Consider the following 22,919-nt stretch of genomic DNA (forward strand, 5'->3'; position numbering starts at 1 on the left):
CTCTGTTGCTTCAACCAGTCCGTGAGGAATGGCTGAGACGCGTCACTTCACGCCGCGCGGACGTTCTGCGCCTGCAGGCCCTTCGGGCCCTTGGTGACTTCGAACTCCACCTTCTGGCCCTCGGCCAGCGTGCGGAACCCATCCATGTTGATGGCGGTGTGGTGGCAGAACACGTCCTCGCCGCCGCCGTCCTGGGTGATGAAGCCGAAGCCCTTCGCGTCGTTGAACCACTTCACGGTACCAGTTGCCATTGCGCTTCCTTGCGTTTGCAGGGCAGCCGTGGGGAAGGCCACCCGTTCTGCCCGACGACCGGGGAGACAGAGCTATTTGTAGTGAAAGGGCCGACTGGAAGTCCAGCCGGCCCTCCGGGATTGCCCGACTTGAGCCCCCAACACTGTCATGTGCGGGGGGGTAAGTCAGATGTCGAGCAGCAGACGCTCGGGGTCCTCGATGCACTCCTTGACGCGCACCAGGAACTGCACGGCCTCCCGGCCGTCCACCAGGCGGTGGTCGTACGTGAGGGCGATGTACATGATGGGCCGGATGACCACCTGGCCGTCGCGGGCCACGGGGCGCTCCACGATGTTGTGCATGCCCAGGATGCCCGTCTGCGGCGGGTTCAGGATGGGCGTGGACAGCATGGAGCCGAAGATGCCGCCGTTGGTGATGGTGAACGTGCCGCCCGTGAGGTCGGCCATCGTCAACTTGTCGTTGCGCGCACGGCCGCCGTAGTCACCGACCGTCTTCTCCAGGTCCGCGAGCGACAGCTTGTCCGCGTCACGCACCACCGGCACCACCAGGCCCCGGCTGCCGCTCACGGCCACGCCGATGTCGTAGTAGTGCTTGAAGATGACGTCCTCGCCGTCGATCTCCGCGTTGATCTGCGGGAACGCCTTGAGGGCCTCCACGGACGCGCGGATGAAGAAGCTCATGAACCCGAGCTTCACCCCGTGCTTCGCCTGGAACTTGTCGTTGTACTTCTTGCGGAGCGCCATCACCTCGCCCATGTCCACCTCGTTGAAGGTGGTGAGCATGGCGGCGGTGGACTGCGCCTGGATGAGGCGCTCGGCCACGCGCTTGCGCAGCGGCGTCATGCGCACGCGCTCCTCGCGCGCGGCGTTGGGGCGGGGACCGGACGGCGCGGCCGGGGCCGGGGGGGCGGACGGGCGGTTGAGCTGACCCTGCACGTCCTCCTTCATGATGCGGCCCCCGGTGCCGGAGCCCTTCAACTGGCCCACGTCCACCCGGTTCTCCTCCGCCATCTTCTTCGCGGTGGGGGTGATGCGCGTGTCGCCCTGGGCCGGAGCGGCGGCGGGCGCGGACACGGGCGCCGCGGCCTGGGCGGGCGCGGGCGTGGCGGCGGCCACCGCGGCGGAGGCGCCAGCGCCGGCCTCGATGGTGCCCAGCACGTCACCCACGCGGACCTTGTCGCCCTCCTTGAAGGCGATGGACGCGATGCTGCCCGCGGCGGGGGCCGGCACGTCGATGGTGACCTTGTCGGTCTCCAGCACGACGAGCGGCTCGTCCGCGGCGACAGCCTCACCCTGCTTCTTGTTCCACTTGCCGACGACGGCCTCGGTGATGGATTCGCCGAGCGGAGGGACTTTCAGTTCAACGGCCATTCTGGGGTCCTCGGAGGATGGCTTCTTCGATGATGAGCTGCTGCTCGTAGTCGTGCGTCTTCGTGAAACCGGTGGCGGGGCTGGCGGCCTCGGCGCGCCCGATGTAGCCCAGCTTCACCGTCTGCTGCTGCGAACGGCCGGAGAGGAGGTCGTGCAGGCGGGGGAACATGAAGTGCCAGCCGCCCGCGTTGCGCGGCTCCTCCTGCACCCAGTACAGCTCCTGGAGCGCCGGCAGCTTCGCCACCAGGTGGGACAGCTCGTCCTGCGGGAACGGGTAGAGCTGCTCCACCCGCACGATGGCGATGGTGTCGTCCTTGCGCTCGTCCCGGGCCTTGGCCAGGTCGTAGTACACCTTGCCGCTGCACAGGAGCAGCCGCTTCACCTTCGCGGCGTCCGCCTTCGCGTCCGGAATCACCTCCTGGAACGCGCCCGTGGACAGCTCGTCCATGCGGCTGGTGGCCTCCGGACGGCGCAAGAGGCTCTTGGGCGACATGATGACCAGCGGCTTGCGCACGGGGCGCAGCACCTGGCGGCGCAGCAGGTGGAAGATCTGCGCGGGCGTGGTGGGGTAGCAGACCTGGAGGTTGTCCTCGGCGCACAGGTCCAGGAAGCGCTCCAGGCGCGCGCTGGAGTGCTCCGGGCCCTGGCCTTCGTAGCCGTGCGGCAAGAGCAGCGTGATGCCGGACAGCCGGCGCCACTTGCTCTCCGCCGCGGCGATGAACTGGTCGATGATGATCTGCGCGCCGTTGGCGAAGTCACCGAACTGGGCCTCCCACAGGGTGAGGCCGTCCGGCACGTCCAGGCTGTAGCCGTAGTCGAAGCCCAGCACGCCCATCTCCGACAGGGGGCTGTTCCAGACGTTGAAGGTCGCCTTGCCGGTCGCGAACTGGCGCAGGGGCGTGTACTCCGCGCCCGTCTGCGTGTCGTGCAGCACCGCGTGGCGGTGGCTGAAGGTGCCGCGCTCGCTGTCCTGGCCGGACAGGCGGATGCCGTAGCCCTCCGACAGGAGCGTCGCGTACGCCAGCGACTCGCCCTCGCTCCACTGGAGCTCCTCGCTCTCCAGCATGCCCTGGCGCTTCTTGAGCACCGTGCGCTCCACGTCGCGGTGGACGTTGAAGCCCTCCGGCGCCGTGGCCAGCTTCTGGAGCGCGTCCCGCAGGGTGGCCTTGGCCACCGCCGTGGACACCTGGGGCGCGTTCTTCAGGAGGCCGCCCTTGTAGGGCTTCCACAGGCCCTCCAGCGCGTTGGGCTCCTTGAACTGGCTCTCCTGGCGGGCGCGGGTGAGCGCCGCGTCGAAGTCCTGGAAGCAGCGCTGCTTGATGGCGTCCGAGTCCTCCGCGCTGATGCGGCCCCCTTCCGCCAGCGCCTTCGCGTACAGCGCGCGCACGGGCGGGTGCTTGCGGATGAGGTCGTACATCGCCGGCTGGGTGAAGGACGGGTCGTCACCCTCGTTGTGGCCGTAGCGGCGGTAGCAGATGAGGTCGATGACCACGTCGCTCTTGAACGTCTGGCGGTACTCCGCCGCCAGCCGCGCCGCGTGGACGCACGCCTCCGGGTCATCCCCGTTCACGTGGAACACCGGGATGTCCAGCATCTGCGCGATGGCGGTGGAGTAGATGCTGGTGCGCGAGTCCGACGGGTCGGTGGTGAAGCCCACCTGGTTGTTGATGACGATGTGGACCGTGCCGCCCGTGGTGTAGCCCTTGAGGCCGGAGAAGTTGAGCGTCTCCGACGTGATGCCCTGGCCGATGAAGGCCGCGTCGCCGTGGATGAGCAGCGGCATCACCTGCGTGCGCTCGGTGTCCCCGCCGCGGTCCTGCTTGGCGCGCACGCGGCCCTCCACCACGGGGCCCACGCACTCCAGGTGGCTGGGGTTGAAGGCCAAGGACAGGTGCACGTTCTTGCCGGCGCGCGTGGCGTGGTCCGACGAGAAGCCCATGTGGTACTTCACGTCGCCGCGGCCCAGGTACGCCTTGGGGTCCTTGGGGCCGTCGAACTCGCTGAAGATCTGATCCGGCTTCTTGCCCAGGATGTTGGTCAGCACGTTGAGGCGGCCGCGGTGGGCCATGCCGATGACCAGCTCCTTCAGGCCCATGCCGCTGCCCACTTCCAGCAGCGCGTCCAGCATGGGGATGAGCGCCTCGCCGCCATCCAGGCTGAAGCGCTTGGCGCCCACGTACTTCGTGTGCAGGAAGTTCTCGAAGCCCTCCGCGTAGGAGAGCTTGGTGAGGATGTGGCGCTGCTCCTCCACGGAGAACGGCGTGCGGTTGTCGCTGTGCTCCATGCGCTTCATGAGCCAGCGGCGACGCTCGCTGTCGAGCATCTGCATGAACTCCACGCCGATGTGGTCGGAGTACGTGCGGCGCAGCCGCGTGACCAGGTCCGCCAGGCGCACGCGCTGCTGCGGGAAGACGCCGTTGCACTCCACCGCCTGCTCCAGCTCCTTCGCGGAGAAGTGGTTCTCATCCATCAGCGCCACGTCCGCCACGTGGCCGAGCTGCGGGCGCGGGCGGTCCAGCGGATCCAACCGCGCGCGCAGGTGGCCGCGCAGGCGGAAGGCGGTGATGGCCTGATCCACCTTCGACTGCAGCCCGATATCCTGGGCCGGCGCGGCCGGGGCCTGCGGCGCGGCGGCGGCGGCCTGCGCGGCGGCGCCGTTCGCCTTGCCCTTGCCCTTGCCCTCCGGTGCGGCGGGGGTCGGGGCCTCCAGCAGCTTCGTGTTGAAGATGGGGCGGCCCGTGCTGTTGTTGCGCTCGAACACTTCGCGCCAGCTCGCGTCCACGCTGCCCGGATCCTCGAGGAAGCGCGCGTAGAGCCCCTCGATGAAGTCGATGTTTCCACCCGAGAGGAAACTGTCCTGGAAATTCGCCATGGCGGGGGTCTTTTACTGGATGGGGGACGTGTTGGGGGGTTTTCGCCTCAGGTTTGTTGAACCGCGTCATGCACGGCTGCCCGGCTTTACTTCCGGGAGCAGATGGAGTCATGCCCCGCGTGAGCGCAGCTTCACCGAGCACCGGAATCCCCCCGCTGCGAGGGGCTCAAACGAGCCGCCAGGGCCCCTGGCATGCTGAACAGACGTACATCCGAGGCGAACGGGACACGGGGCTGGGGGGCCCCCACGGCGGTTTGAGGAGTGGTAAGCACACGCCCCCTCTTTCCACCCACTTTTTCGAGAACGTACCGACATGCTCCTTCAGGGCAAGAAGCTGCTCATCACCGGCGTGCTCACCCCGCAGTCGCTGGCCTTCGGCGTCGCGGAGCACGCGATCGCGCAGGGCGCGGAGGTCATCCTCACCGGCTTTGGCCGGGCCAAGTCCCTCACGGAGCGCAGCGCGAAGCGGCTCAAGCCCGGCACGGAGGTGCTGGAGCTGGACGTGACGAACCCGGCGCACTTTCCGGCGCTGACGGAGGCGCTGCGGCAGAAATGGGGCCGGGTGGACGGCGTGCTGCACGCCATCGCGTTCGCGCCCGAGGACGCGCTGGGCGGCAACTTCCTCAACACCCCGTGGGAGAGCGTGCAGACCGCGTTCCGCATCTCCGCCTTCTCCGTGAAGGAGCTGGCGGTGGCGTGCGCGCCGCTGATGACCCAGGGCGGCTCCATCGTGGCGCTGGACTTCGACAATCGGCAGGCGTGGCCCATCTACGACTGGATGGGCGTGTGCAAGGCGGCCATGGAGGCCACGGTGCGCTACCTGGCGCGCGACCTGGGCCCCAAGGGCATCCGCGTCAACGCGCTCGCCGCGGGGCCGCTGGCCACCGTGGCCGCGAAGGGCATCCCGGGCTTCAAGGCGCTCGCGCAGTACTGGGGCAAGCAGGCCCCGCTGGGCTGGAGCGACAAGGACAGCCACGACCACGTGGCCAAGACGGCCTGCGCGCTCCTGTCCGATTGGCTGTCCTCCACCACCGGCGAGATGATTCACGTCGACGGCGGCTACCACGCGGTGGGCGCACCGCCGGTGGAGACGGTGGAAGCACCGCCAGAAGGGGTCGCCGCGAACCCCACGCCCAAGGAGGGCTGAAGCCATCCAACCTTCCTGGGAAGTCCAGACATCCGCCTGCCCGGCTCCCCGGCGGACGGGAGCCCCCCCGCTTCCGCCGATTGGATTGCTCACGGTAGGATCACCCATGCAGCGCAGGCACCTCCCGCACTTCGCGGCGCCGGCGCGAGGAGCCGTGGCACAGTGAGCACCAACGTCTTGCTGGTGGACGACAGCCCGACCGTCCGCAACATCCTCAAGATCTACCTGATGAACCTCAAGGTCAGCATCGTGGAGGCGGAGGACGCGCAGCGCGCGCTGCAGTTGTTGCGGCTGGTGCCGGTGAGCGTGGTGATCGCCGACATCAACATGCCGAACATGGATGGCATCACCTTCGTGAAGGAGGTTCGCGCCAGCGCCCAGGCGCAGGTGCAGAAGGTGCCGGTCATCCTGCTGACGGCGGAGAAGGGAGAGGACCTGCGCCAGCGCGGCTCGGCTGCGGGGGCCAACGCCTTCATCCAGAAACCGGTGTCCCACGACGAGCTGACCAAGACGGTGCGTCAGTTCCTGAGCGGGGGCTGAAGACCGTGAGCCTGCCGACGCTGCTGCTGGTGGATGACAGCGACGCCATCCTGGCGTTGGAGCGGGCCATCCTCTCCGGGCACTACACCATCCACACGGCCAGCAATGGCCGTGTGGCGCTGGACAAGGTGGGGCGGCTGCACCCGGCGGCGGTGCTGCTGGACCTGTCCATGCCGGAGATGGACGGGGACGAGGTGCTCCAGCGGATGAAGGCGGACGCGGGCACGGCGGACATCCCGGTCATCATCATCTCCTCGGAGAAGCAGCGCGCGGAGGCGTGCCTGGGCCTGGGCGCGGAGGCGTTCCTGGCCAAGCCCTTCCGCGCGGACGAGCTGCTGCTGCGCGTGGGCGAGGCGCTGGAGAACGCGCGCCGGCGCTCGCGCTCCGGGGCCATGCTGGTGCTGCGGCTGAGCGTGGGCGAGCGCGAGTTCGCCGTGCCGCTGGACTCCGTGAAGGAGGTCCTGCTGCAACCCCTGACGCGGCCCCTGCCCACGGGGCCGTCGTATCTGCGCGAGTACGTGGAGCTGCGCGGCCAGGCGGTGTGCGTGCTGGACGTGGCGCTGCGGCTGGGCGTCCAGCACAAGTCGCCCATCGCGGAGCGGATGCTGGTGGTCATCGACGTGGAGGGCGTGTCGCTGGCGCTCACCGTGGACACGGTGAAGGACCCGGAGGAGTTCCAGGCGGGCGACATCGACCGGCGGGAGAAGGTGGGCGGCGCGGAGCACGGGCTGTTGCAGGAGGGGCTCGTGGGCATGCTGCGCACGGGCGGCCGCGCGCTGCCCATCCTGGATCCGAAGGTGTTCATCTCGCGGGGACTCTTGCGTGACCTGCCCGCGCTGCTCGCGCCGGTGGAGGAAGAGCGGAGCGCATGAGTGCGGGGCTCGACCCGAGGCTTCTGGCCCGTGCCCGGGAAGTGGTGGCGGACACCACCGGCTTCCGGGACGACGCCATTGCCCAGGAGGCGGTGGAGCGCGTGCTGCGCGCGGAGCTGGCCCGGGGGCGCGTGCCCACGGAGGTCCTGAGCGAGTTGCAGCAGTTGGGCTCGCCCCTGGCCTACACGCTGGTGCGCGCGGTCCTGGTGGGGGAGACGTACTTCTTCCGCCAGCCGGAGCACTTCCGCTACATCACGCAGGAGGGCATCCCGGCGGCGCTGCGCCATGGCGCCATGCACCTGCGCGGCTGGAGCGCCGGGTGCGCCACCGGCGAGGAGGCCTATTCGCTGGCCGCGTGCCTGCTGGCGTGCGCGCCCGCGGGGATGCCGGTGGAGGTGGTGGGCACGGACCTGCACGAGGCCAGCCTGGAGGCCGCGCGGCGCGGCACCTACGGCGCGTGGTCCCGGCGCGAGTCCGCCCCCGCGCTGCACCCCGTCTACGAGCTGCTCAACGGGCGGCAGGTGTCCATCCTCCCGGAGGTGCGCAAGGTGACGCGCTTCGCGCCGGCGAACCTGCTGGCGCCCCTGCCGGAGCGCTTCGGGCAGTTCGACTTCATCCTCTGCCGCAACGTGCTCACGTACTTCTCCCCGTCCGCGCGGGACGCGGCCATCGTCCACCTGGCGCGGGCGCTGGCGCCGGGGGGCCTGCTGTTCCTGGGCACGGTGGAGGTGGACCGCGCGCCGCCGGGGCTCACGCGCGAGGGGGCTCCGGAGCTGCAGGCCTTCCGCAAGCCCCGCCCGGAGGAGCGCCCCTTCGCGCAGTTGCCCGTGGCGCCGCCCGTGCCCGCGCCGCGCATGACGCCCGCGCCCCGGCGGCTGTCCGCGCCCACGCCGGTGTCGCCCACGCCGCCGTCCCCGCCGCCCTCGCCCGCGCGGATGCACCTGCAGGCGCTGGAGCGCATTGAAGAGGGCAACGTGGCCGGGGCGACGGCGGTGCTGGAGCTGCTCGTGAAGCAGGCGCCGGACTACCTGCCGGGCCTGCTGGAGCTGGCGCTGCTGCGCGAGCGCGCGGGGGCCCGGGACGCGGCCTTCCCGCTGATGCGCGCGCTGCGCACGCGGGCGGGGCAGTTGCCACCGGACGCGCTGGTGGATGGACCGGAGGCGCTGCCCGCGCGCTTCTATCTGGCGTCCGCTGACGCCTACCTGAATCTGGGGGCGCTGGAATGAAGGCGACGCCGCTGGTGGTGGACGAGACCCTGGAGTCGGAGACGCGCGACCTGCTCGCGCGCCGGGCCGCGCGCCTGCGTGAGCAGGGCGAGTCGGCGGTGGAGGAGGCGGTCCATTGGATCGCCGAGTTCCCCCTGGGAGAGGAGCGCTACGCGCTGCCGCTGGAGTCGCTGCGCGCGGCGCTGCCCCTGCGCATGGTGACGCCGGTGCCGCTGTCCGCGCCCGCGGTGATTGGCGTGCTGCGCTTCCAGGGCCAGGTGCTGTCCGCGCTGAGCCTGGCGTCGCTGCTGGGCGGCCACGGGTGGCGGCAGGACCCGGCCGTGCTGCTGGTGGTGGACCGGGGCGACGGCGAGCTGTGCGCGCTCGACTGCGAGGCCATTCCGCGTCCCACGACGCTGCCGCTCGCGTCCGTGGAGGCCGCGCGCGCCCGGGCGGAGGGCCCGGTGGTGGAGGTCTTCACCCACGACCGGCAGCTCATCCACCTCATCGACCCGAAGCGCCTGTTCGGCCGGTCCGACGGGGGAGTGCGCCATGCCCGTTGATCCGATGCTGCAACCGCTGGTGGCGGGCTTCGCCGTGGAGGCCCAGGAGGTCATCCAGAAGGTCACCATGGACCTGCTGGAGCTGGAGCGCGAGGGGCTGGAGAACGACGCGCTCGCCAGGATCTACACCCGGCTGGGCCGGCACCTGCACACGCTGAAGGGCAGCGCGTCCTCGCTGGGGCTCCAGGACCTGGGCGACATCGCCCACAAGCTGGAGGACGCGCTGGCGCCGCTCAAGGCGCACACGCAGAAGATGCCGCGCCCGGTGGTGGACGTGCTGCTGCACGGGCTGGACCTCTTCATGCTGCGCGCCCAGGCGCACGCGGACGGGCGCGGGGACGACCTGCCGAACCCCGCCGCCGCGCTGGCCCAACTGGTCGCCGCCGCGCCGCCGCCGGAGGAGGCCGCGGTGTTGCCGGGGGGCGCCTTCGCGCAGCCGCCGCCCGCCGCCCAGCCCGCGGTGGCCGGCGCGCCGGCGGAGCTGTCCGCCTCGCTGGAGCCCGCGGGGGAGTCCGCGGACGCCGGGTGGCGCGTGAGCGCGGGCCAGGTGACGTCGCTGATGCGCGAGGTGGAGCGCCTGCGCGAGGTGCGCCTGCGGGTGGAGGAGCGCAGCCGGGAGCTGGAGCGGGTGTCCGCGCTGCTCGCGAAGCAGGGCCTGCTGGCGGAGACCGCGGAGGCGCGCACGCTGCTGTCCGGCACGGGCCGCTCGCTGCGCACCGACGGCGAGGAGACGAGCGACATCGTGGACGCGCTGGAGGACGGCCTCAAGGCCATCACCACGCGCCCCACGCGCACCATCCTGGACCCGCTGCAGCGCATGGTGCGCGACCTGTCGCGCCAGTTGGGGAAGGAAGCGCGGCTGTCCGTGGTGGGCGCGGAGGTGTCGCTGGACCGGCGCCTGCTGGAGAAGCTCCAGGGCGCGCTGGTGCACATCCTGCGCAACGCCGTGGACCACGGCCTGGAGATGCCCGCCGAGCGCGAGAAGGCCGGCAAGCACCACGAGGGCGCGCTCACGCTGCGCGTGGAGCAGCAGGGCAACCTCCTGTACCTGGAGGCGAGCGACGACGGGCGCGGCATCGACCTTACGCAGGTGCGCAAGGTCGCGGAGAAGCGCGGGCTGGTCACGGCGGAGGAGGCGGCGCGCCTCAACGACAACCAGGTGCGCGAGCTCATCTTCCGCGAGGGCTTCAGCACGCGCTCGGACGTGACGGACACCTCCGGGCGCGGCGTGGGCCTGGACGCGGTGCGCGCCACGGTGGAGTCGCTGCAGGGCCGCATCGAGGTGTCGAGCACGCGCGGGCAGGGCACGCGCTTCGTGCTGACCCTGCCGGTGGACCTGGGCAGCTCGCCGGTGCTGATGGTGCGCGCGCTGGAGCAGTTCGTGGGCCTGCCCATGCTGGCGGTGGAGTCCACGCAGCTCGCGCGCCCGGACATGCTGCGCGTGGGAAAGCGCCGCACGCACCTGGAACACCAGGGGCAGTTGCTGCCGGTGGTGGACCTGGGCGCGCGGCTGGGCCTGCGCGCGTCGTCTCCGCCCGCCGAGGGGCAGCCGCTGCTCATCGTGCAGAGCGGCGGCAAGCGCGTGGCGCTGGGCGTGGACGCGGTGGTGGGGGACCGGGACCTGGTCATCCGCCCGCTGCCTTCGGAGGTGCGCGAGGTCGCGGCCTGGCAGGGCGCGGCGACGCTCAGCCGGGGTGAGCTGCTGCTCATCCTCCGGCCGGACTGGGTGGTGTCGGATTCGGAGAAGGTGACGGTGTCCGCGGGGAGCCGGCGGGCGCTGGTGGTGGATGACTCGCTCACCGCGCGCGCGCTGCACCGGGCGATGCTGGAGGCGGGCGGCTTCCAGGTGCACCTGGCGGCCAGCGGGGCGCGGGCGCTGGAGCGGCTGCAGGCGGACACCTACGACGTCGTCATCTGCGACTTGGACATGGAAGAGATGGACGGCATCGAGCTCATTGCCCGGCTGCGCGAGCGCAAGGACACGCGCACGCTGCCCGTCATCCTGGTCTCCGCGCACGACAGCGCGGTGGCGCGCGAGCGGGGCCTGTCGTCCGGTGCGGACGGCTTCCTCAGCAAGCGCGAGTGCGCCGCGGGCCGCCTGCTGGCGGAGGTGCTGGACGTGATGAGCCGCAGGGGGAGCCGCGCTTGAGCTCCAAGAAGCCCATTCGCGTGCTCGTGGTGGATGACTCGCCCACCATGGCCAACACCCTCACCGCGCTCCTCACGGAGGAGCCGCGCATTGAGGTGGTGGGCCGGGCGGGGGACGGCAACCGCGCCGTGCAGTTGGCGCGCCTGTTGCGGCCGGACGTCATCACCATGGACCTGCTGTTGCCCGGCCTGGACGGCCCGGCGGCCATCGCGCACATCATGTCGCAGGCGCCCGCGCGCATCCTGGTGGTGAGCGCCGTGGCGGAGCAGCGCGGCGTGGACCTGGGCTTCCAGGCGATGAGCGCCGGGGCGCTGGAGCTCATCGGCAAGCCCAACGTCACCAACGCGGAGGAGCTGCGCCGCTGGGGCCGGGAGCTGGCCCACTCCGTGTGCCTGATGGCGGAGGTGCCGGTCATCTCCCGCCGTCCGCGCGCCGTGGCGCCGCCGCCGGTGCCCAGCGGGACGCGGGTGGACGTGTTCGGCCTGGTCGCCTCCACCGGCGGGCCTCCCGCGCTGGCGGAGGTGCTGTCCAAGCTGCCCCGCGACCTGCCGGTGCCCATGCTCGTCGCGCAGCACATCACCGTGGGCTTCACCCAGGGCATGGTGCGCTGGCTGTCCCAGGTGTGCGAGCTCCAGGTGGGCGTGGCGCGCGACGGCGAGCGGCTGGAGCCGGGCCGCGTGTACTTCCCGCTGGATGGCCACGACCTGCTGGTGGACAGCGTGGGCCTGGCGCGCCTGCAGCGCAGCCAGGGGGGCCCGTGTCCCAACGGGGACGTGCTCCTCAACTCGCTGGCCATGGCGTACGGCCGGCGCAGCGGCGGCGGCGTGCTCACCGGCATGGGCGAGGACGGCGCGCGGGGCCTGCTGGCCATCCGTCAGGCCGGGGGCGTCACCCTGGCCCAGGACGAGGCGTCCAGCGTCGTCTACGGCATGCCCCGCGCCGCCGTGGAGCTGAAGGCCACCGACGGGGGCACGCCCCTGGCGCTGGTGGCGGACCTCATCCTGCAGAGCTGCCAGCGCCCGTCATTCCGTCCCGCCCGCGGCCCGGAGGGGGGGGCCCGGTGAGCCGTTTCCCAGCAACACACCGCCGTCGCCCGGGAGTGTTCCCTTGAAGCCCTCCGCCGCGCTCCCTGTCTCCTTCCTGCGCGGGCTCGGGCTCGCGCCGAAGTTCGTGCTCGTCACGGCGGTCATCAGCGCCTCCGTGGCCCTGCTGCTCACCCTCATCGCCACCCGCCAGTTGGAGTCCAACCTGGAGGAGCGCCACGCCAGCGAGGGCGAGGCCGTGGCGCTGAGCCTGGCCATCGCGGCGGAGCAGGGCGTGTCCGCGGGCATGGGCTCGCTCCAGCCGCTCCTGGAGACGTTCCGCGAGCGCGAGGACCTGGCCTACATCTTCATCCAGGACCCCACGGGCTTCGTGCTGGTGCACTCGTTCCAGGGCGGCTTCCCGGAGAACCTGAAGGCCGCGCTCGACGCGCAGCCCGGCGTGGGCCAGGGCCGCACCCGCGTGGTGCCGGAGGTGCGCATCCTGCGCGGCGGCAAGACGCTGCGCGCGCTGGACGTCGCGGCGGCCGTGGCGGAGAAGGGGCGGCTGGGCACCGTGCACGTGGGCATGGCGCGCGAGTTCATCGACGCGAGGGTGGACTCGCTGCGCTGGGAAATGCTGGGGTTCGCGCTGCTGCTGGTGACGGGCGGCGTGGTGCTGGCGGCGCTGTTCGGCCGGAGCATCGTGCGGCCGCTGGCGGAGCTCACGTCCGTGGCGGGCCACATCGTGTCGTCCGGCGACCTCACCCGCCCCATCCAGGCGCGCGGCAACGACGAGGTGGGGCGGCTGTCCAACTCCTTCTCGCAGATGGTGGGCAAGCTGCGCGAGGTGACGGTCAACCTCCAGCACGCCGCCACCGCGCTCACCCAGTCCACGGACCACCTCAACGCGTCCTCCACCGAGCAGGCGCAGACCATCTCCCGCCAGGCCGCCGCGCTCCAGGAGACGCAGGTGACGGCGCAGGAGATAAAGCAGACGTCCACGCTGGCCGCGCAGAAGGCGGAGAGCGTGCTCAGCGTCGCCGAGCGCGCGGACGCCCTGGCCAGGGCGGGCGAGGCCTCCATCGAGCAGACGATGGCGGGCCTCAACGACATCCGCGCGCAGGTGGGTGAAATCGCGGAGAAGATTTTGGAGCTGGGCGAGCGCACGCGCCAGATTGGCGGCATCACCCAGACGGTGAAGGACCTGGCGGACCAGTCCAACATGCTCGCGCTCAACGCGGCCATCGAGGCGGTGCGCTCCGGTGAGCACGGCAAGGGCTTCAGCGTGGTGGCGCGCGAGATCCGGGCGCTGGCGGACCAGTCCATCCAGGCGACCACGCGGGTGCGGGAGTTGCTGGACGACATCGCCAACTCCGTCACCGCCGCGGTGCGCATCACCGAGCGCGGCGCGGAGCGGATGGAGGCGGGCCTGGCCCAGGTGCGCGACAGCGGGCAGAACCTGCGCGAGCTGTCCTCCATCGTCCAGGACAACGCCGCCGCCGTCCGGCAGATCGCCGCCGCGGTGAACCAGCAGAACGTGGGCATCAATCAAATCACCCTGGCGGTGAATGACCTGTCCAGGATGATGGACGACACCGTGGCCCGCATCGGGTCCACGGGCGAGGCGGCCACCACGCTTCAAATCATCTCCGAGCAGCTCTCCAGCGCCGTGGGCGCGTACAAGGTCGAGTCCAAGCCGGAGTAGAAACACGAAGGCCCCGAGTCCCCATGAAGGGGGCCCGGGGCCTCGGGTGCTTCAAGCCTCAGCCGTGCTTCAAGCCGGCACGGCCTCGGTGGCCTCCGCCTGGAGCTTCACGGCGTCGTCCACGACGTCGAAGCGGGCCACGCCCCCGCTCTTGAGGGAGCCGAACAGCAGTGCCTCCGCGAGCGGCTTCTTGAGGGTGTTGTCCACGAGCCGCGCCATGGGGCGCGCGCCGAAGGCCGGGTCGTACCCGTGCTCCGCCAGCCATGCGCGGGCGGCGGGCGTGAGCTCCAGCTTGACCTTCTTCTCGTCGAGCACCTTCTGGAGCAGGCGCACCTCCTTGTCCACGACCTTGAGGATGACCTCGGGGGGCAGGCCGGAGAAGAGGATCCACCCGTCCAGCCGGTTGCGGAACTCCGGCGTGAAGGTGCGCTCGATGGCCTTCTTCGCCCGCGAGCCGTCCACCACCACGCTGGGGTCACCGAAGCCCATGGCCTTGGTGCTCATCTCCTGCGCACCCGCGTTGGTGGTCAGGATGAGGATGATGTTGCGGAAGTCCGCCTTGCGGCCGTTGTTGTCCGTGAGCGTCGCGTGGTCCATCACCTGGAGCAGGATGTTGAAGAGGTCCGGGTGGGCCTTCTCGATTTCATCCAGCACCAGCACCGCGTACGGGTGCTTGCGCACGGCGTCCGTGAGCAGGCCGCCCTGGTCGAAGCCCACGTAGCCCGGAGGCGCGCCGATGAGCCGGCTCACCGTGTGCTTCTCCGAGTACTCGCTCATGTCGAAGCGCAGGAACTCCACGCCCAGGCTCTGCGCCAACTGCTTCGCCAGCTCCGTCTTGCCCACGCCCGTGGGGCCGGAGAAGAGGAAGCTGCCAATGGGCTTCTCCGGCGCGCGCAGGCCGGAGCGCGACAGCTTGATGGCGCCCACCATCTCTTCAATGGCCTTGTCCTGCCCGTAGATGACGCCCTTGAGCTCCTTGTCCAGGTTCTGGATCTGGACGCCCTCGCTCGCGGACACGCTCTTGGCCGGAATCTTGGCCATCTTGGAGACGACCTGCTCCACGTCGTGCGCGCTGACGACGCCCGTGCGCACGCCCTCCGGCTTGAGCCGCTCGGCCGCGCCGGCCTCGTCGATGACGTCGATGGCCTTGTCCGGCAGGAACCGGTCGTTGATGTGCTTGGCCGCCAGCTCCGCCGCCGCCTGGAGCGCGCCCTCGCCGTACTTCACGTGGTGGTGCTCCTCGTAGCGGCTGCGCAGGCCCTCCAGCACCTTGACGGTGTCCTCCACGCTGGGCTCGTCCACCTCAATCTTCTGGAAGCGGCGGGACAGCGCGCGGTCGCGCTCGAACGACGCCTTGAACTCCTGGAACGTCGTGGAGCCAATGCAGCGCAGCCGGCCCGACGCCAGCGCGGGCTTGAGCAGGTTGGACGCGTCCATGGACCCGCCGCTCGTGGCCCCGGCGCCGACGATGGTGTGGATTTCGTCGATGAAGAGGATGGCGTCCGGCAGCTCCTGGAGCGCCTTGAGCACGCCCTTGAGGCGCTCCTCGAACTGGCCGCGGAACTTGGTGCCCGCGAGCAGCGCGCCCATGTCCAGCGAGTAGACGACCGCGTTCTTCAGCGCCTCGGGCACGCGGCCCTCGGTGATGTGGAGCGCCAGGCCCTCCGCGATGGCCGTCTTGCCCACGCCGGCCTCACCCACGTAGAGCGGGTTGTTCTTGCGGCGGCGGCAGAGCACCTGGATGGTGCGCTCCAGCTCCTTGTCGCGGCCGATGAGCGGGTCGATGCGGCCCGCCTTGGCCTCGGTGTTGAGCTGGATGGCGTACGCCTCCAGCGGGCTCTTCTTCTGGGACTCGCCGTCCTCGTCGTCCCCGGCGGGCGTGGCGCGCGGCTCGCCCTCGGACTCGCCGTCCTTGGTGGTGCCGTGGGAGATGAAGTTGAGCAGGTCCAGGCGCGTGACGCCCTCCTGCTGCAACAGGTAGAGCGCGTGGCTCTCCTCTTCACGGAACATGGCGACCAGCACGTCGCCCCCGTCGATGTACTTCTGCTCCGCGGACAGCGCGTGCATGGCGGCGCGGTGGAGCACGCGCTCCACGCCGATGGTCTGCTGCGGCTCGGCGTCCACGTCGTCGGGCAGGCGCTCGACCGTCTCCTCCAGGAAGGAGGTCAGGTTCTCCTGCAGGCGCTTGACGTTCGCGCCGCAGCCCTTGAGCACCTCGCGGGTGCGCGACTCACGGGTGAGGGCCAGGAGCAGGTGCTCCAGGGTCAGGTACTCGTGACGCATCTTCCGCGCCTCGTCGAGCGCGGTGCGGAAGCTGGCCTGCAATTCTTTGGCAATCGATGGTCCCGCCACGGTTCAGCCTTCCTCGGGTTCCATGGACAGCCGCAGGGGGAACCCGTTGTCCCTCGCCGCGGCCTCCACTGTCTTGAGCTTCGTCTCGGCGACGTCGTAGGTATAAACGCCCGCCACACCGATGCCGTTGTAATGAACGTGCATCATGATCTGCACGGCATCCGTCTCCGACTTGTGGAAGATCTCCTTGAGCACGGCCACGACGAACTCACGCGTGGTGTAGTTGTCGTTGTGCAGGAGGACCTTGTAGAGCGTCGGCCTCTTCAGCTTCTGCTTGGGGACGGCCTCCGTGACGACCTGGCCGTCATCGTGTTGGTGCTTCTGAGCCATGGGCTTGCGGACTCCCTTGCCTTCGCTTCGCGAACCATTGGCGGGCCTGCTTGAAACCGCTCAGACCCGCTCCTTGAAACCCGTCTCCGCCCACCACAGGGGCAGGCCGCTCTCGACGGCTGCCCGCTCGTGCGCCAGGAAGCCGCGCACCGCCCGGTCCAGGCCGGGGTGGAGGAACAGATGCGCACTGTACGTGAGGTGCGGCTCGAAACCCCGGGTGAGCTTGTGCTCGCCGCCCGCTCCGGGCTCGAAGCGCTCGCGCCCCAGGGCGATGCAGTCCTCCACCGGGTGGTAGAGGCACACGTTGAAGTGCAGGAACGGATGCTCCTCGAACGCTCCCCAATAACGGCCGTACAGCGTGCGCGGCCCGGTGAAGTTGAACGCGCCGGCCACCCTGCGGCCTTCCCGCCGGGCCTCCACGAACTCGCACCGGTGCCTGAAGCCGGCGAGCAGGCGGACGAAGAAGTCCTCGGTCAGGGAGCGGACGCCCCACGGGTAGCGGTCCACCGTGGAGACGTAGAGCCGGTGGGCGCAGGCCGCGTCCACCTCCTCCAGCGCGTCGCCCCGCAGCGTGCGCAGGGTGAGGCCCTGGTCCGCCACCGCGCGCCGCTCGCGCTGGAGCTGGTGGCGCCGCTTGGAGCGGAAGCGGGCGAGGAAGTCGTCGAACGTCCGGTAGCCCGCGTTGCGCCACAGGTACTGCACGCCCAGGCGCAGCGCGTAGCCCTGGGCCTCCAGCACCGGCAGCTCCTCCGGGGTGGGGAAGAGGACGTGGACGCTGGAGAGCCCCTCGGCGCGCGCGTACTCCAGCGCGGCGTTGTACAGCTCGGCCTCGCGGGACGGGGCGTCCTCGCCGGGGGCCACCAGCACGCGGCGGCCGGTGGCGGGCGTGAAGGGCACGCCCAGGACGAGCTTGGGGTAGTAGCGGATGCCCGCGCGCTCGGCGGTGGTGGCCCAGGCGGCGTCGAAGACGAACTCGCCGTGGCTGTCGTCCTTCAGGTACGCGGGCGCGGCGGCGACCAGGCGCGCGCCCCGCCACAGCGTGAGGTGGCGCGGGTGCCAGCCGCGCTCGGGCACCACGCTGCCGCTCTCTTCCAGGGCCGCGAGGAAGCCCCACTCCAGGAACGGCACCGACCCCGGGTCCACGAGCGCGTCCCAGGCCGACGCGGGAACGTCGGTGATGGACGTGAGCAGGCGCAGCGTGGTGGGGAGCGGGGCGGACATGGACGTGGCGAGCGCCAGCCTATAACGGCGGGTGGCGGCTGCCGCCACGACCGGCCGGCCGTCCTATTTGCCGCGCGTGAGCTCCTGGGCGAGGAAGCCGGCGACCTCCATGAGCCCCGCGGCGGCGCGCTTGCGGCCCTCGTCGGACTCCATGACCCGGCGGGCGGCGTCGCTGGCGGTGCCCACCTCCAGGTCCACGAGGATGAGGAAGGCGCTCCACCCGGCCGTCACGGTGGCCACCTTGCCCGGCCGCTGCGGCCGGTCGCTCAGGGTGGCGGCCACCTTCTCCAGGAGGCCTTCTTCCTTGAGACGTTTCGTGCTCCCGAGCATCTGCGTCCAGGTGGCCTCCAGGAGGGAGGTCAGCAGGCGCCCGGAGAGGGCGGTGGAGAGGCGCTGCGAGGCCTCTTCGGCGTCCACCCGGTGGGCGTCCGCGTAGGTGGGGCTCAGCTTGGCCACCACCACGGCCTTCGTGGCGAGGTGGGCGAGGCGCGGCGGGTAGGGCATGGTGCCGTGTCTTACATCGGCGGCGGGTGGGGCTCCATCCGGAGTGAAAGGCCAGCGCGGGGCGTTTGCCTGACAGCCGGACAGGTTGCTATGGGGCCCGGCGCCCTTTAGAGGAAGCGGACTTTCGTAGGGAGAACAGCATGTCAGTGAACATCCAGCTCGAGTGGACCCCCAACCCCAGCACGTTGAAGTACGTGGTGGACCGCAAGCTGCTGGGCGGTGGCGCGGTGAACTTCACCAACCGGGACGACGCGCAGGCGAAGTCGCCCCTGGCGCTCCGGCTCATGGACATCCAGGGCGTGACGGCGGTGATGCTGGGCACGAACTTCGTCACCGTGACGAAGGGCGAGGCCGGCGAGTGGGACGAGCTCAACGACTCCGTGATGTCCACGCTGGACACGCACCTGTCGGAGGGCCTGCCGGTGGTGGACGAGGCGGCCGTCGCGGCGGCGCGCCAAGTGACGAGCGCGGACGGCACGGTGGAGCAGCGCATCCAGGTCATCCTGGACGAGGAGATCCGCCCGGCCGTGGCGCAGGACGGCGGTGACATCACGCTGGACCGCTTCGAGGACGGCATCGTGTACCTGCACATGAAGGGCTCGTGCGCGGGCTGCCCGTCGTCCACGGCGACGCTGAAGATGGGCATCGAGGGCCGGCTCCGGGAGATGATCCCGGAGGTCACCGAAGTGGTGTCCGTCTGAGACGCAACGTCAAGGCGCCGCAGGTCCGCAAGGAGCTGCTCCCGGACCAGTCCCCCGCGCTCCTGCGGGAGCTGCACCTGCTCACGCGCGAGGGGAACCTCAACGCGGACGCGCTGCGCAAGCTCAAGCAGGTCAACCACCTGGTGGGCCTCTTGCGGCCCGCCATGGAGGACGTGCAGGCGCGCCACGCGAACCCCCTGGTGGTGGACGCGGGCAGCGGCAACGCGTACCTGGGCTTCGTCGTCTACGAGCTGTTCCTGAAGGACGCGGGCGGCGGTGAGCTCCTGTCCATCGAAGGGCGGCCGGAGCTGACCGAGCGCGCGAAGGGCCGCGCCGAGCGGCTGCACTTCGACCGGATGCGCTTCCAGACGGCGCACATCGACCAGGCGGAGTACCCGGAGCGCATCCACGTGCTGATGGCCCTGCACGCGTGCGACACGGCCACGGACGACGCGCTGGTGGCGGCCATCAAGCACGGCGCGGACCACGTGGCGGTGGTGCCGTGCTGCCAGGCGGAGGTGGCCGCGCAGTTGAAGGAGAAGAAGGCGAAGCCGGCCGGCTCCATGTCGCTGCTCTTCCAGCACCCGTGGCACCGGCGCGAGTTCGGCTCGCACCTGACCAACGTCATCCGCGCGCTGACGCTGGAGGCGTTCGGCTACCAGGTGACGGTGACGGAGCTGACCGGGTGGGAGCACTCGCTGAAGAACGAGCTCATCCTCGGGCGGCGGGTGCACCGGGACAACCGGCGCGCGCGCCTCCAGCTCCAGGCGCTGCTGGCGGAGACGGGCGTGCAGCCCCGGCTGACGCGGCTGCTGGGCATCACGCCCGCGGGCGCGGCCGCTGGTGGCGCGGAGCCGGACGCGGAGCCCACGCCGGACGCTGCGCCCGCGCCGGACGCTACGCCCGCGTCGCCGCCGGAGCCCTGAAACGCAAGCAGTCCCGACCTGGACCGTAGGGCGGGGCAGGTGACCTCACGGGAGGGGGAGGCGTGTTTCCCCCGCACCGGGACGGCCGCCGCCCCGGCCGTGCGAGGCGGCCGGGCAGGCGTTACATGCCCTCTGTCCGTGGGATGCGCACGGGACGACATTCCAGACCGCCGGGTTCCTTGAGGACGCGTCCGGGCGGATGTCGGAGGACGTGGGCACGTCAGGGGGGCCGGTCAGGATGGCGTCAATGCCGGAGGTCGGGCCCGGCGGCAGGACCCAGGGCGGCGTTCGCGGTGTCTGAATGTCGGGGTACGGAGTCTCGTCCCGGGATGGGGCCGGCCGGTGGCCGTCAGGGCACCGGAGACGTGTGGGGCGAGCCGTGAAGTCCCTCCGCGTGACGCGGTGGGGGTCGTTGGATGGGAAGGGGCATGGCCTTGGAGCTGGATGACTGGGGTGGGAGCGGGCCGCTCCTGCACTTCGCCTGCGCGAACGGCTTTCCTCCGGAGACGTACCGGAAGCTCTTCACGCGGCTCGCGACGCGCTACCACGTGGTGTCGCTGCGCATGCGGCCGCTGGTGCCGGGCCAGGACCCGAAGGCGCTCACGTCCTGGAGGGAGCTGGGCGAGGACCTCGCGCGCGAGCTGAAGGCGCGGGGGCGCTCGGGCGTGCTGGGCGTGGGGCACAGCGTGGGCGGCACCAGCACGTTGATGGCCTCCGCCGCGAACCCGGGGCTGTTCCGCGCGGTGGTGGCGTTGGACCCCGTGCTCGTCACCGGTTCCCGGCTCTGGGCGATGCGCCTGATGAAGCTGATGGGCCGCATGGACCGCGCCGCCATCGTGCAGGGCGCGCTGCGGCGCAAGGAGCGCTGGGCGACGCGCGAGGAGGCGGCCGCCGCGTACCGCCAGCGCAAGCTGTTCCGGGACTGGGACGCGGACTGCTTCAGCGACTACATCACGCACGGGCTGGTGCCCACGGAGGCGGGGGACTTCCGCCTGCGCTTCCCGCCCGAGTGGGAGGCCCGCATCTTCGAGACCTTCCCCGCGGACCCCTGGAAGCTCATCCGCGCCAACGCGGCGCCCACGCTGGTGCTGCGAGGCGAGCGCTCCGACATCCTGCTGCCCGAAGCGCTGGCGCGGGCGGAGCGGGAGATGAAGCGCACGCGGGTGGACGCGCTGCCGCTCGCCTCGCACCTCTTCCCGATGGAGCACCCCCGCGAGACGGCCGAGCGCGTGCTGACGTTCCTGGACCAGTTGCCGCCCGTGGACGTCACGGCGCATTGAGGCCCGGTCAGCCGTAGGCCTCGCGCTTGATGCGCTTGTCCGGGATGCCCAGCTCGTGCAGGTGGCCCAGCACCGCCTCCATGAAGCGCGGCGTGGCGGGCGTGCGCGTCTCCAGCGCCTTGCGCCGGTCCCATGGCGTGATGGCGGGCCCGCACACGTACACGAGGCAGGTGTCGGGCGCCGGAACCAGCTCGCGCAGCAGCGCCTCTCCGACGCGGCCCTTGCGCACCTGGGGGCCGTACCTCGCCTCATCCGTCTCGCGCGTGAGCGTGTGCACCACCCGCACGCGGTCCGGCGCCGAGCGCTCCAGCGCGGCCAGCTCCTCGCGGTAGAGGATGTCCCCCCACGTCTTGTTGGACGCGAGGAACGTGTGCCGCAGCTTCAGCCCCCGGTGCAGCGCGTCCTTCACGATGGCGAAGTTCGGCACCGCGCCGGAGCCCGCCACCACGTGCAGCACGTGGTCCGCCCGCTCCGTCACGTCGTCCGGCAGCACGTACGGCCCCATGAAGCCCGTCACCTTCAGCTTCGCCCCCACCAGCCGCCCGTGCACCAGCAGGGGCGACAGCAGCGGCGGGTAGCGGGTGACGCCGGGGATGAACTCCTCGTCCTTCACCGTGATGGCCACGTGCCGCTCGTGCGGCGCGGAGGCGAGCGAGTACGAGCGCGGCGACTCCTTGCGCCCCTTCTGCTCCTGCAGGTACGCGCACTGCTGCGCGAGCGCCCGGAACTGGTGCGGGTCGATGTTGAGGAACTGGCCGGCCTTGTAGTCGAGCGGTCCCGCGCTCGCGTCCAGCTCCAGCGACAGCGTCGCCGTGTCGTGGGTCTCCATCCGGAGGGCGGTGACGGTGGCCTCGTACTCGACGGGCCGCTTCGCCCGGGAGGGCGTGGCTTCGGCGCTCATGCGCCACCCCATAACACGCGGGGTGCGGGGCCGTGCGGGCGCGAGCGCGGGCGGCGCGCTCCCCGCATCCGGACTCTGGGGTAGGCCTTTCGTTGACTGGATGACGGAAGGGCGGGCGGGCGGCCTGGCGCTCCCGGAGGACCGCTGACCCACCCCACCGGGCAGGACTACATCTTCCAGGAGGAGGTGGGCCGGCCCGTGCTTCGACTTCTCTTCGCCCTGATGTCGCTGCTCCCCTACGGGGTGCGCCGCCATGTCGTGCGCGGTTTGATGCATGGGGTGTGGGGCCGGCTGTCCCACGCGAAGGTGTACGGGCTGAAGGACCTGCCGGCGGGCCCCTGCCTCTTCATCTGCAACCACCTGTCCAACGCGGACGGCTTCACGCTCTACCGGGCGCTGCGGCCCCGGCGCGTCGTCTTCCTGGCGGGCGTGAAGCTGCACGGCACGGTGATGACCCGGCTGGCGGCGGAGACGATGGACACCATCGACATCACGCCCAACTCGCCGGATATCGAAGCGCTGCGCCGCTGCGTGGAGCTGCTCAAGGGCGGCCAGTCCGTCCTCATCTTCCCGGAGGGAGGCCGCAGCCGCTCCGCGGGCCTGCTCCAGGCGAAGAAGGGCGTGGGGCTCATCGCCAAGCGCGCGGGCGTGCCCATCGTCCCGGTGGCGCTCACGGGCACGGAGAAGCTGATGCCCATCAACGACGCGGACATGGGCGGCGAGCGGCTCTTCCACGCCGACGTCACCGTCACCTTCGGGCCTGCCTTCCGCATGGAGGACCTGGAGCCGGAGGTGTCCGGCGCCTCCGACGCGCGCCAGGCGCTGGTGGACGCGATGATGCGCCGGGTGGCCGCGCTGCTGCCGCCCGCGTACCAGGGCGTCTACGCCGGCGGCCCGGACCCGGTGGCCCCCACGGCCCCGCCCTCCGCCGTGCCGCCCTCCGCGTAGGCGGCCCCATGCGCCCGCGAACGCGAACGGCCGCGCGGGCGGGTGCCCACGCGGCCGTC

At 71.1% G+C, this 22,919-nt stretch carries 20 protein-coding genes; 12 read left to right on the forward strand and 8 right to left on the reverse strand.

The window, feature by feature from the left end; all coding sequences use genetic code 11:
* Positions 1-47: 47 nt before the first annotated feature.
* From K8612_RS36465 to K8612_RS36475, 3 genes are all read right to left on the reverse strand, one after another.
* Positions 48-251, reverse strand: a complete 204-nt coding sequence (locus K8612_RS36465) for a cold-shock protein (RefSeq protein ID WP_014397260.1) — start codon at positions 249-251, stop codon at positions 48-50.
* A 165-nt stretch (positions 252-416) separates the two neighbouring features.
* Entirely contained in the window at positions 417-1,622 is a 1,206-nt protein-coding gene (gene odhB, locus K8612_RS36470; RefSeq protein ID WP_223739136.1) for a 2-oxoglutarate dehydrogenase complex dihydrolipoyllysine-residue succinyltransferase, read from the reverse strand.
* Positions 1,612-4,494 (reverse strand): 2-oxoglutarate dehydrogenase E1 component, encoded by a 2,883-nt coding sequence (locus tag K8612_RS36475; RefSeq protein ID WP_223765630.1) that lies wholly within the window; start codon positions 4,492-4,494, stop codon positions 1,612-1,614. The genes odhB and K8612_RS36475 overlap by 11 nt, the downstream gene beginning before the upstream one ends.
* Before the next feature lie 313 nt (positions 4,495-4,807).
* On the opposite strand from K8612_RS36475, the gene fabI reads away from it, so the two are divergent.
* The 8 genes from fabI (at position 4,808) to K8612_RS36515 (ending at position 13,697) form a co-directional block, all read left to right on the forward strand.
* The gene (gene fabI / locus K8612_RS36480) at positions 4,808-5,641 is read left to right on the forward strand and encodes an enoyl-ACP reductase FabI (protein WP_223739138.1); all 834 of its coding nucleotides are present in this window, start codon (positions 4,808-4,810) and stop codon (positions 5,639-5,641) included.
* A 162-nt stretch (positions 5,642-5,803) separates the two neighbouring features.
* The gene (locus tag K8612_RS36485) at positions 5,804-6,181 is read left to right on the forward strand and encodes a response regulator (protein ID WP_120567417.1); all 378 of its coding nucleotides are present in this window, start codon (positions 5,804-5,806) and stop codon (positions 6,179-6,181) included.
* 5 nt (positions 6,182-6,186) lie between these two features.
* Complete coding sequence (locus K8612_RS36490; protein ID WP_223765631.1) at positions 6,187-7,053, forward strand: response regulator; 867 nt, start codon at positions 6,187-6,189, stop codon at positions 7,051-7,053.
* A complete protein-coding gene (locus tag K8612_RS36495; protein WP_223765632.1) occupies positions 7,050-8,279 on the forward strand; it encodes a CheR family methyltransferase in 1,230 nt (409 codons plus the stop codon). The genes K8612_RS36490 and K8612_RS36495 overlap by 4 nt, the downstream gene beginning before the upstream one ends.
* Positions 8,276-8,821, forward strand: coding sequence for a chemotaxis protein CheW (locus tag K8612_RS36500; RefSeq protein WP_223739141.1), 546 nt, complete (start codon positions 8,276-8,278; stop codon positions 8,819-8,821). The genes K8612_RS36495 and K8612_RS36500 overlap by 4 nt, the downstream gene beginning before the upstream one ends.
* Complete coding sequence (locus K8612_RS36505) at positions 8,811-10,970, forward strand: response regulator (RefSeq protein WP_223739142.1); 2,160 nt, start codon at positions 8,811-8,813, stop codon at positions 10,968-10,970. Before K8612_RS36500 ends, K8612_RS36505 begins: the two co-directional genes overlap by 11 nt.
* Positions 10,967-12,034, forward strand: coding sequence for a chemotaxis protein CheB (locus K8612_RS36510; protein ID WP_223739143.1), 1,068 nt, complete (start codon positions 10,967-10,969; stop codon positions 12,032-12,034). The genes K8612_RS36505 and K8612_RS36510 overlap by 4 nt, the downstream gene beginning before the upstream one ends.
* 43 nt (positions 12,035-12,077) lie before the next feature.
* A complete protein-coding gene (locus K8612_RS36515; RefSeq protein ID WP_223739144.1) occupies positions 12,078-13,697 on the forward strand; it encodes a methyl-accepting chemotaxis protein in 1,620 nt (539 codons plus the stop codon).
* A gap of 69 nt (positions 13,698-13,766) precedes the next feature.
* Here K8612_RS36515 and clpA read toward each other — a convergent pair whose 3' ends face one another.
* The 4 genes from clpA to K8612_RS36535 all read right to left on the reverse strand — a co-directional run bounded on the left by clpA (position 13,767) and on the right by K8612_RS36535 (position 18,104).
* Positions 13,767-16,049 carry an ATP-dependent Clp protease ATP-binding subunit ClpA gene (gene clpA, locus K8612_RS36520; RefSeq protein ID WP_223739145.1) on the reverse strand — a complete coding sequence of 761 codons (2,283 nt, stop codon included), beginning with the start codon at positions 16,047-16,049 and terminating at the stop codon, positions 13,767-13,769.
* 3 nt (positions 16,050-16,052) lie between these two features.
* Positions 16,053-16,379 carry an ATP-dependent Clp protease adaptor ClpS gene (locus K8612_RS36525; RefSeq protein ID WP_014399347.1) on the reverse strand — a complete coding sequence of 109 codons (327 nt, stop codon included), beginning with the start codon at positions 16,377-16,379 and terminating at the stop codon, positions 16,053-16,055.
* A gap of 60 nt (positions 16,380-16,439) precedes the next feature.
* Positions 16,440-17,600, reverse strand: coding sequence for a GNAT family N-acetyltransferase (locus K8612_RS36530; protein WP_223739146.1), 1,161 nt, complete (start codon positions 17,598-17,600; stop codon positions 16,440-16,442).
* Between the two features lie 63 nt (positions 17,601-17,663).
* Positions 17,664-18,104: a hypothetical protein gene (locus tag K8612_RS36535; protein WP_223739147.1), complete on the reverse strand. Its 441-nt coding sequence runs from the start codon at positions 18,102-18,104 to the stop codon at positions 17,664-17,666.
* 140 nt (positions 18,105-18,244) lie between these two features.
* On the opposite strand from K8612_RS36535, the gene K8612_RS36540 reads away from it, so the two are divergent.
* The 3 genes from K8612_RS36540 (at position 18,245) to K8612_RS36550 (ending at position 21,011) form a co-directional block, all read left to right on the forward strand.
* Entirely contained in the window at positions 18,245-18,805 is a 561-nt protein-coding gene (locus tag K8612_RS36540) for a NifU family protein (RefSeq protein ID WP_223739148.1), read from the forward strand.
* Positions 18,806-18,969: 164 nt separating this feature from the next.
* Positions 18,970-19,731, forward strand: coding sequence for an SAM-dependent methyltransferase (locus K8612_RS36545; protein ID WP_255672727.1), 762 nt, complete (start codon positions 18,970-18,972; stop codon positions 19,729-19,731).
* A gap of 428 nt (positions 19,732-20,159) precedes the next feature.
* Positions 20,160-21,011, forward strand: coding sequence for an alpha/beta fold hydrolase (locus tag K8612_RS36550; protein WP_223765633.1), 852 nt, complete (start codon positions 20,160-20,162; stop codon positions 21,009-21,011).
* Positions 21,012-21,018: 7 nt separating this feature from the next.
* On the opposite strand, the gene K8612_RS36555 is transcribed toward K8612_RS36550, so the two are convergent.
* On the reverse strand, positions 21,019-21,912 hold the full coding sequence (locus tag K8612_RS36555) for an oxidoreductase (RefSeq protein WP_223765634.1): 894 nt from the start codon (positions 21,910-21,912) through the stop codon (positions 21,019-21,021).
* A gap of 198 nt (positions 21,913-22,110) precedes the next feature.
* Here K8612_RS36555 and K8612_RS36560 point away from each other — a divergent pair, with 198 nt between their 5' ends.
* A complete protein-coding gene (locus K8612_RS36560) occupies positions 22,111-22,860 on the forward strand; it encodes a lysophospholipid acyltransferase family protein (protein WP_223739151.1) in 750 nt (249 codons plus the stop codon).
* Positions 22,861-22,919: the final 59 nt, after the last annotated feature.

The organism is Corallococcus sp. AS-1-6 (assembly GCF_020037015.1).
In the GTDB taxonomy this organism is placed as follows: domain Bacteria; phylum Myxococcota; class Myxococcia; order Myxococcales; family Myxococcaceae; genus Corallococcus.

Excerpts from the sequence above, each read along its gene's own strand:
- K8612_RS36525 (WP_014399347.1), bottom strand. The coding sequence starts at position 16,379 with ATGGCTCAGAAGCACCAACACGATGACGGCCAGGTCGTCACGGAGGCC.
- odhB (WP_223739136.1), bottom strand. The coding sequence starts at position 1,622 with ATGGCCGTTGAACTGAAAGTCCCTCCGCTCGGCGAATCCATCACCGAG.
- K8612_RS36465 (WP_014397260.1), bottom strand. The coding sequence starts at position 251 with ATGGCAACTGGTACCGTGAAGTGGTTCAACGACGCGAAGGGCTTCGGC.
- K8612_RS36500 (WP_223739141.1), top strand. The coding sequence starts at position 8,276 with ATGAAGGCGACGCCGCTGGTGGTGGACGAGACCCTGGAGTCGGAGACG.
- K8612_RS36505 (WP_223739142.1), top strand. The coding sequence starts at position 8,811 with ATGCCCGTTGATCCGATGCTGCAACCGCTGGTGGCGGGCTTCGCCGTG.
- K8612_RS36550 (WP_223765633.1), top strand. The coding sequence starts at position 20,160 with ATGGCCTTGGAGCTGGATGACTGGGGTGGGAGCGGGCCGCTCCTGCAC.
- K8612_RS36540 (WP_223739148.1), top strand. The coding sequence starts at position 18,245 with ATGTCAGTGAACATCCAGCTCGAGTGGACCCCCAACCCCAGCACGTTG.
- K8612_RS36530 (WP_223739146.1), bottom strand. The coding sequence starts at position 17,600 with ATGTCCGCCCCGCTCCCCACCACGCTGCGCCTGCTCACGTCCATCACC.
- K8612_RS36555 (WP_223765634.1), bottom strand. The coding sequence starts at position 21,912 with ATGAGCGCCGAAGCCACGCCCTCCCGGGCGAAGCGGCCCGTCGAGTAC.
- K8612_RS36545 (WP_255672727.1), top strand. The coding sequence starts at position 18,970 with ATGGAGGACGTGCAGGCGCGCCACGCGAACCCCCTGGTGGTGGACGCG.
- K8612_RS36495 (WP_223765632.1), top strand. The coding sequence starts at position 7,050 with ATGAGTGCGGGGCTCGACCCGAGGCTTCTGGCCCGTGCCCGGGAAGTG.
- fabI (WP_223739138.1), top strand. The coding sequence starts at position 4,808 with ATGCTCCTTCAGGGCAAGAAGCTGCTCATCACCGGCGTGCTCACCCCG.
- K8612_RS36475 (WP_223765630.1), bottom strand. The coding sequence starts at position 4,494 with ATGGCGAATTTCCAGGACAGTTTCCTCTCGGGTGGAAACATCGACTTC.
- K8612_RS36535 (WP_223739147.1), bottom strand. The coding sequence starts at position 18,104 with ATGCCCTACCCGCCGCGCCTCGCCCACCTCGCCACGAAGGCCGTGGTG.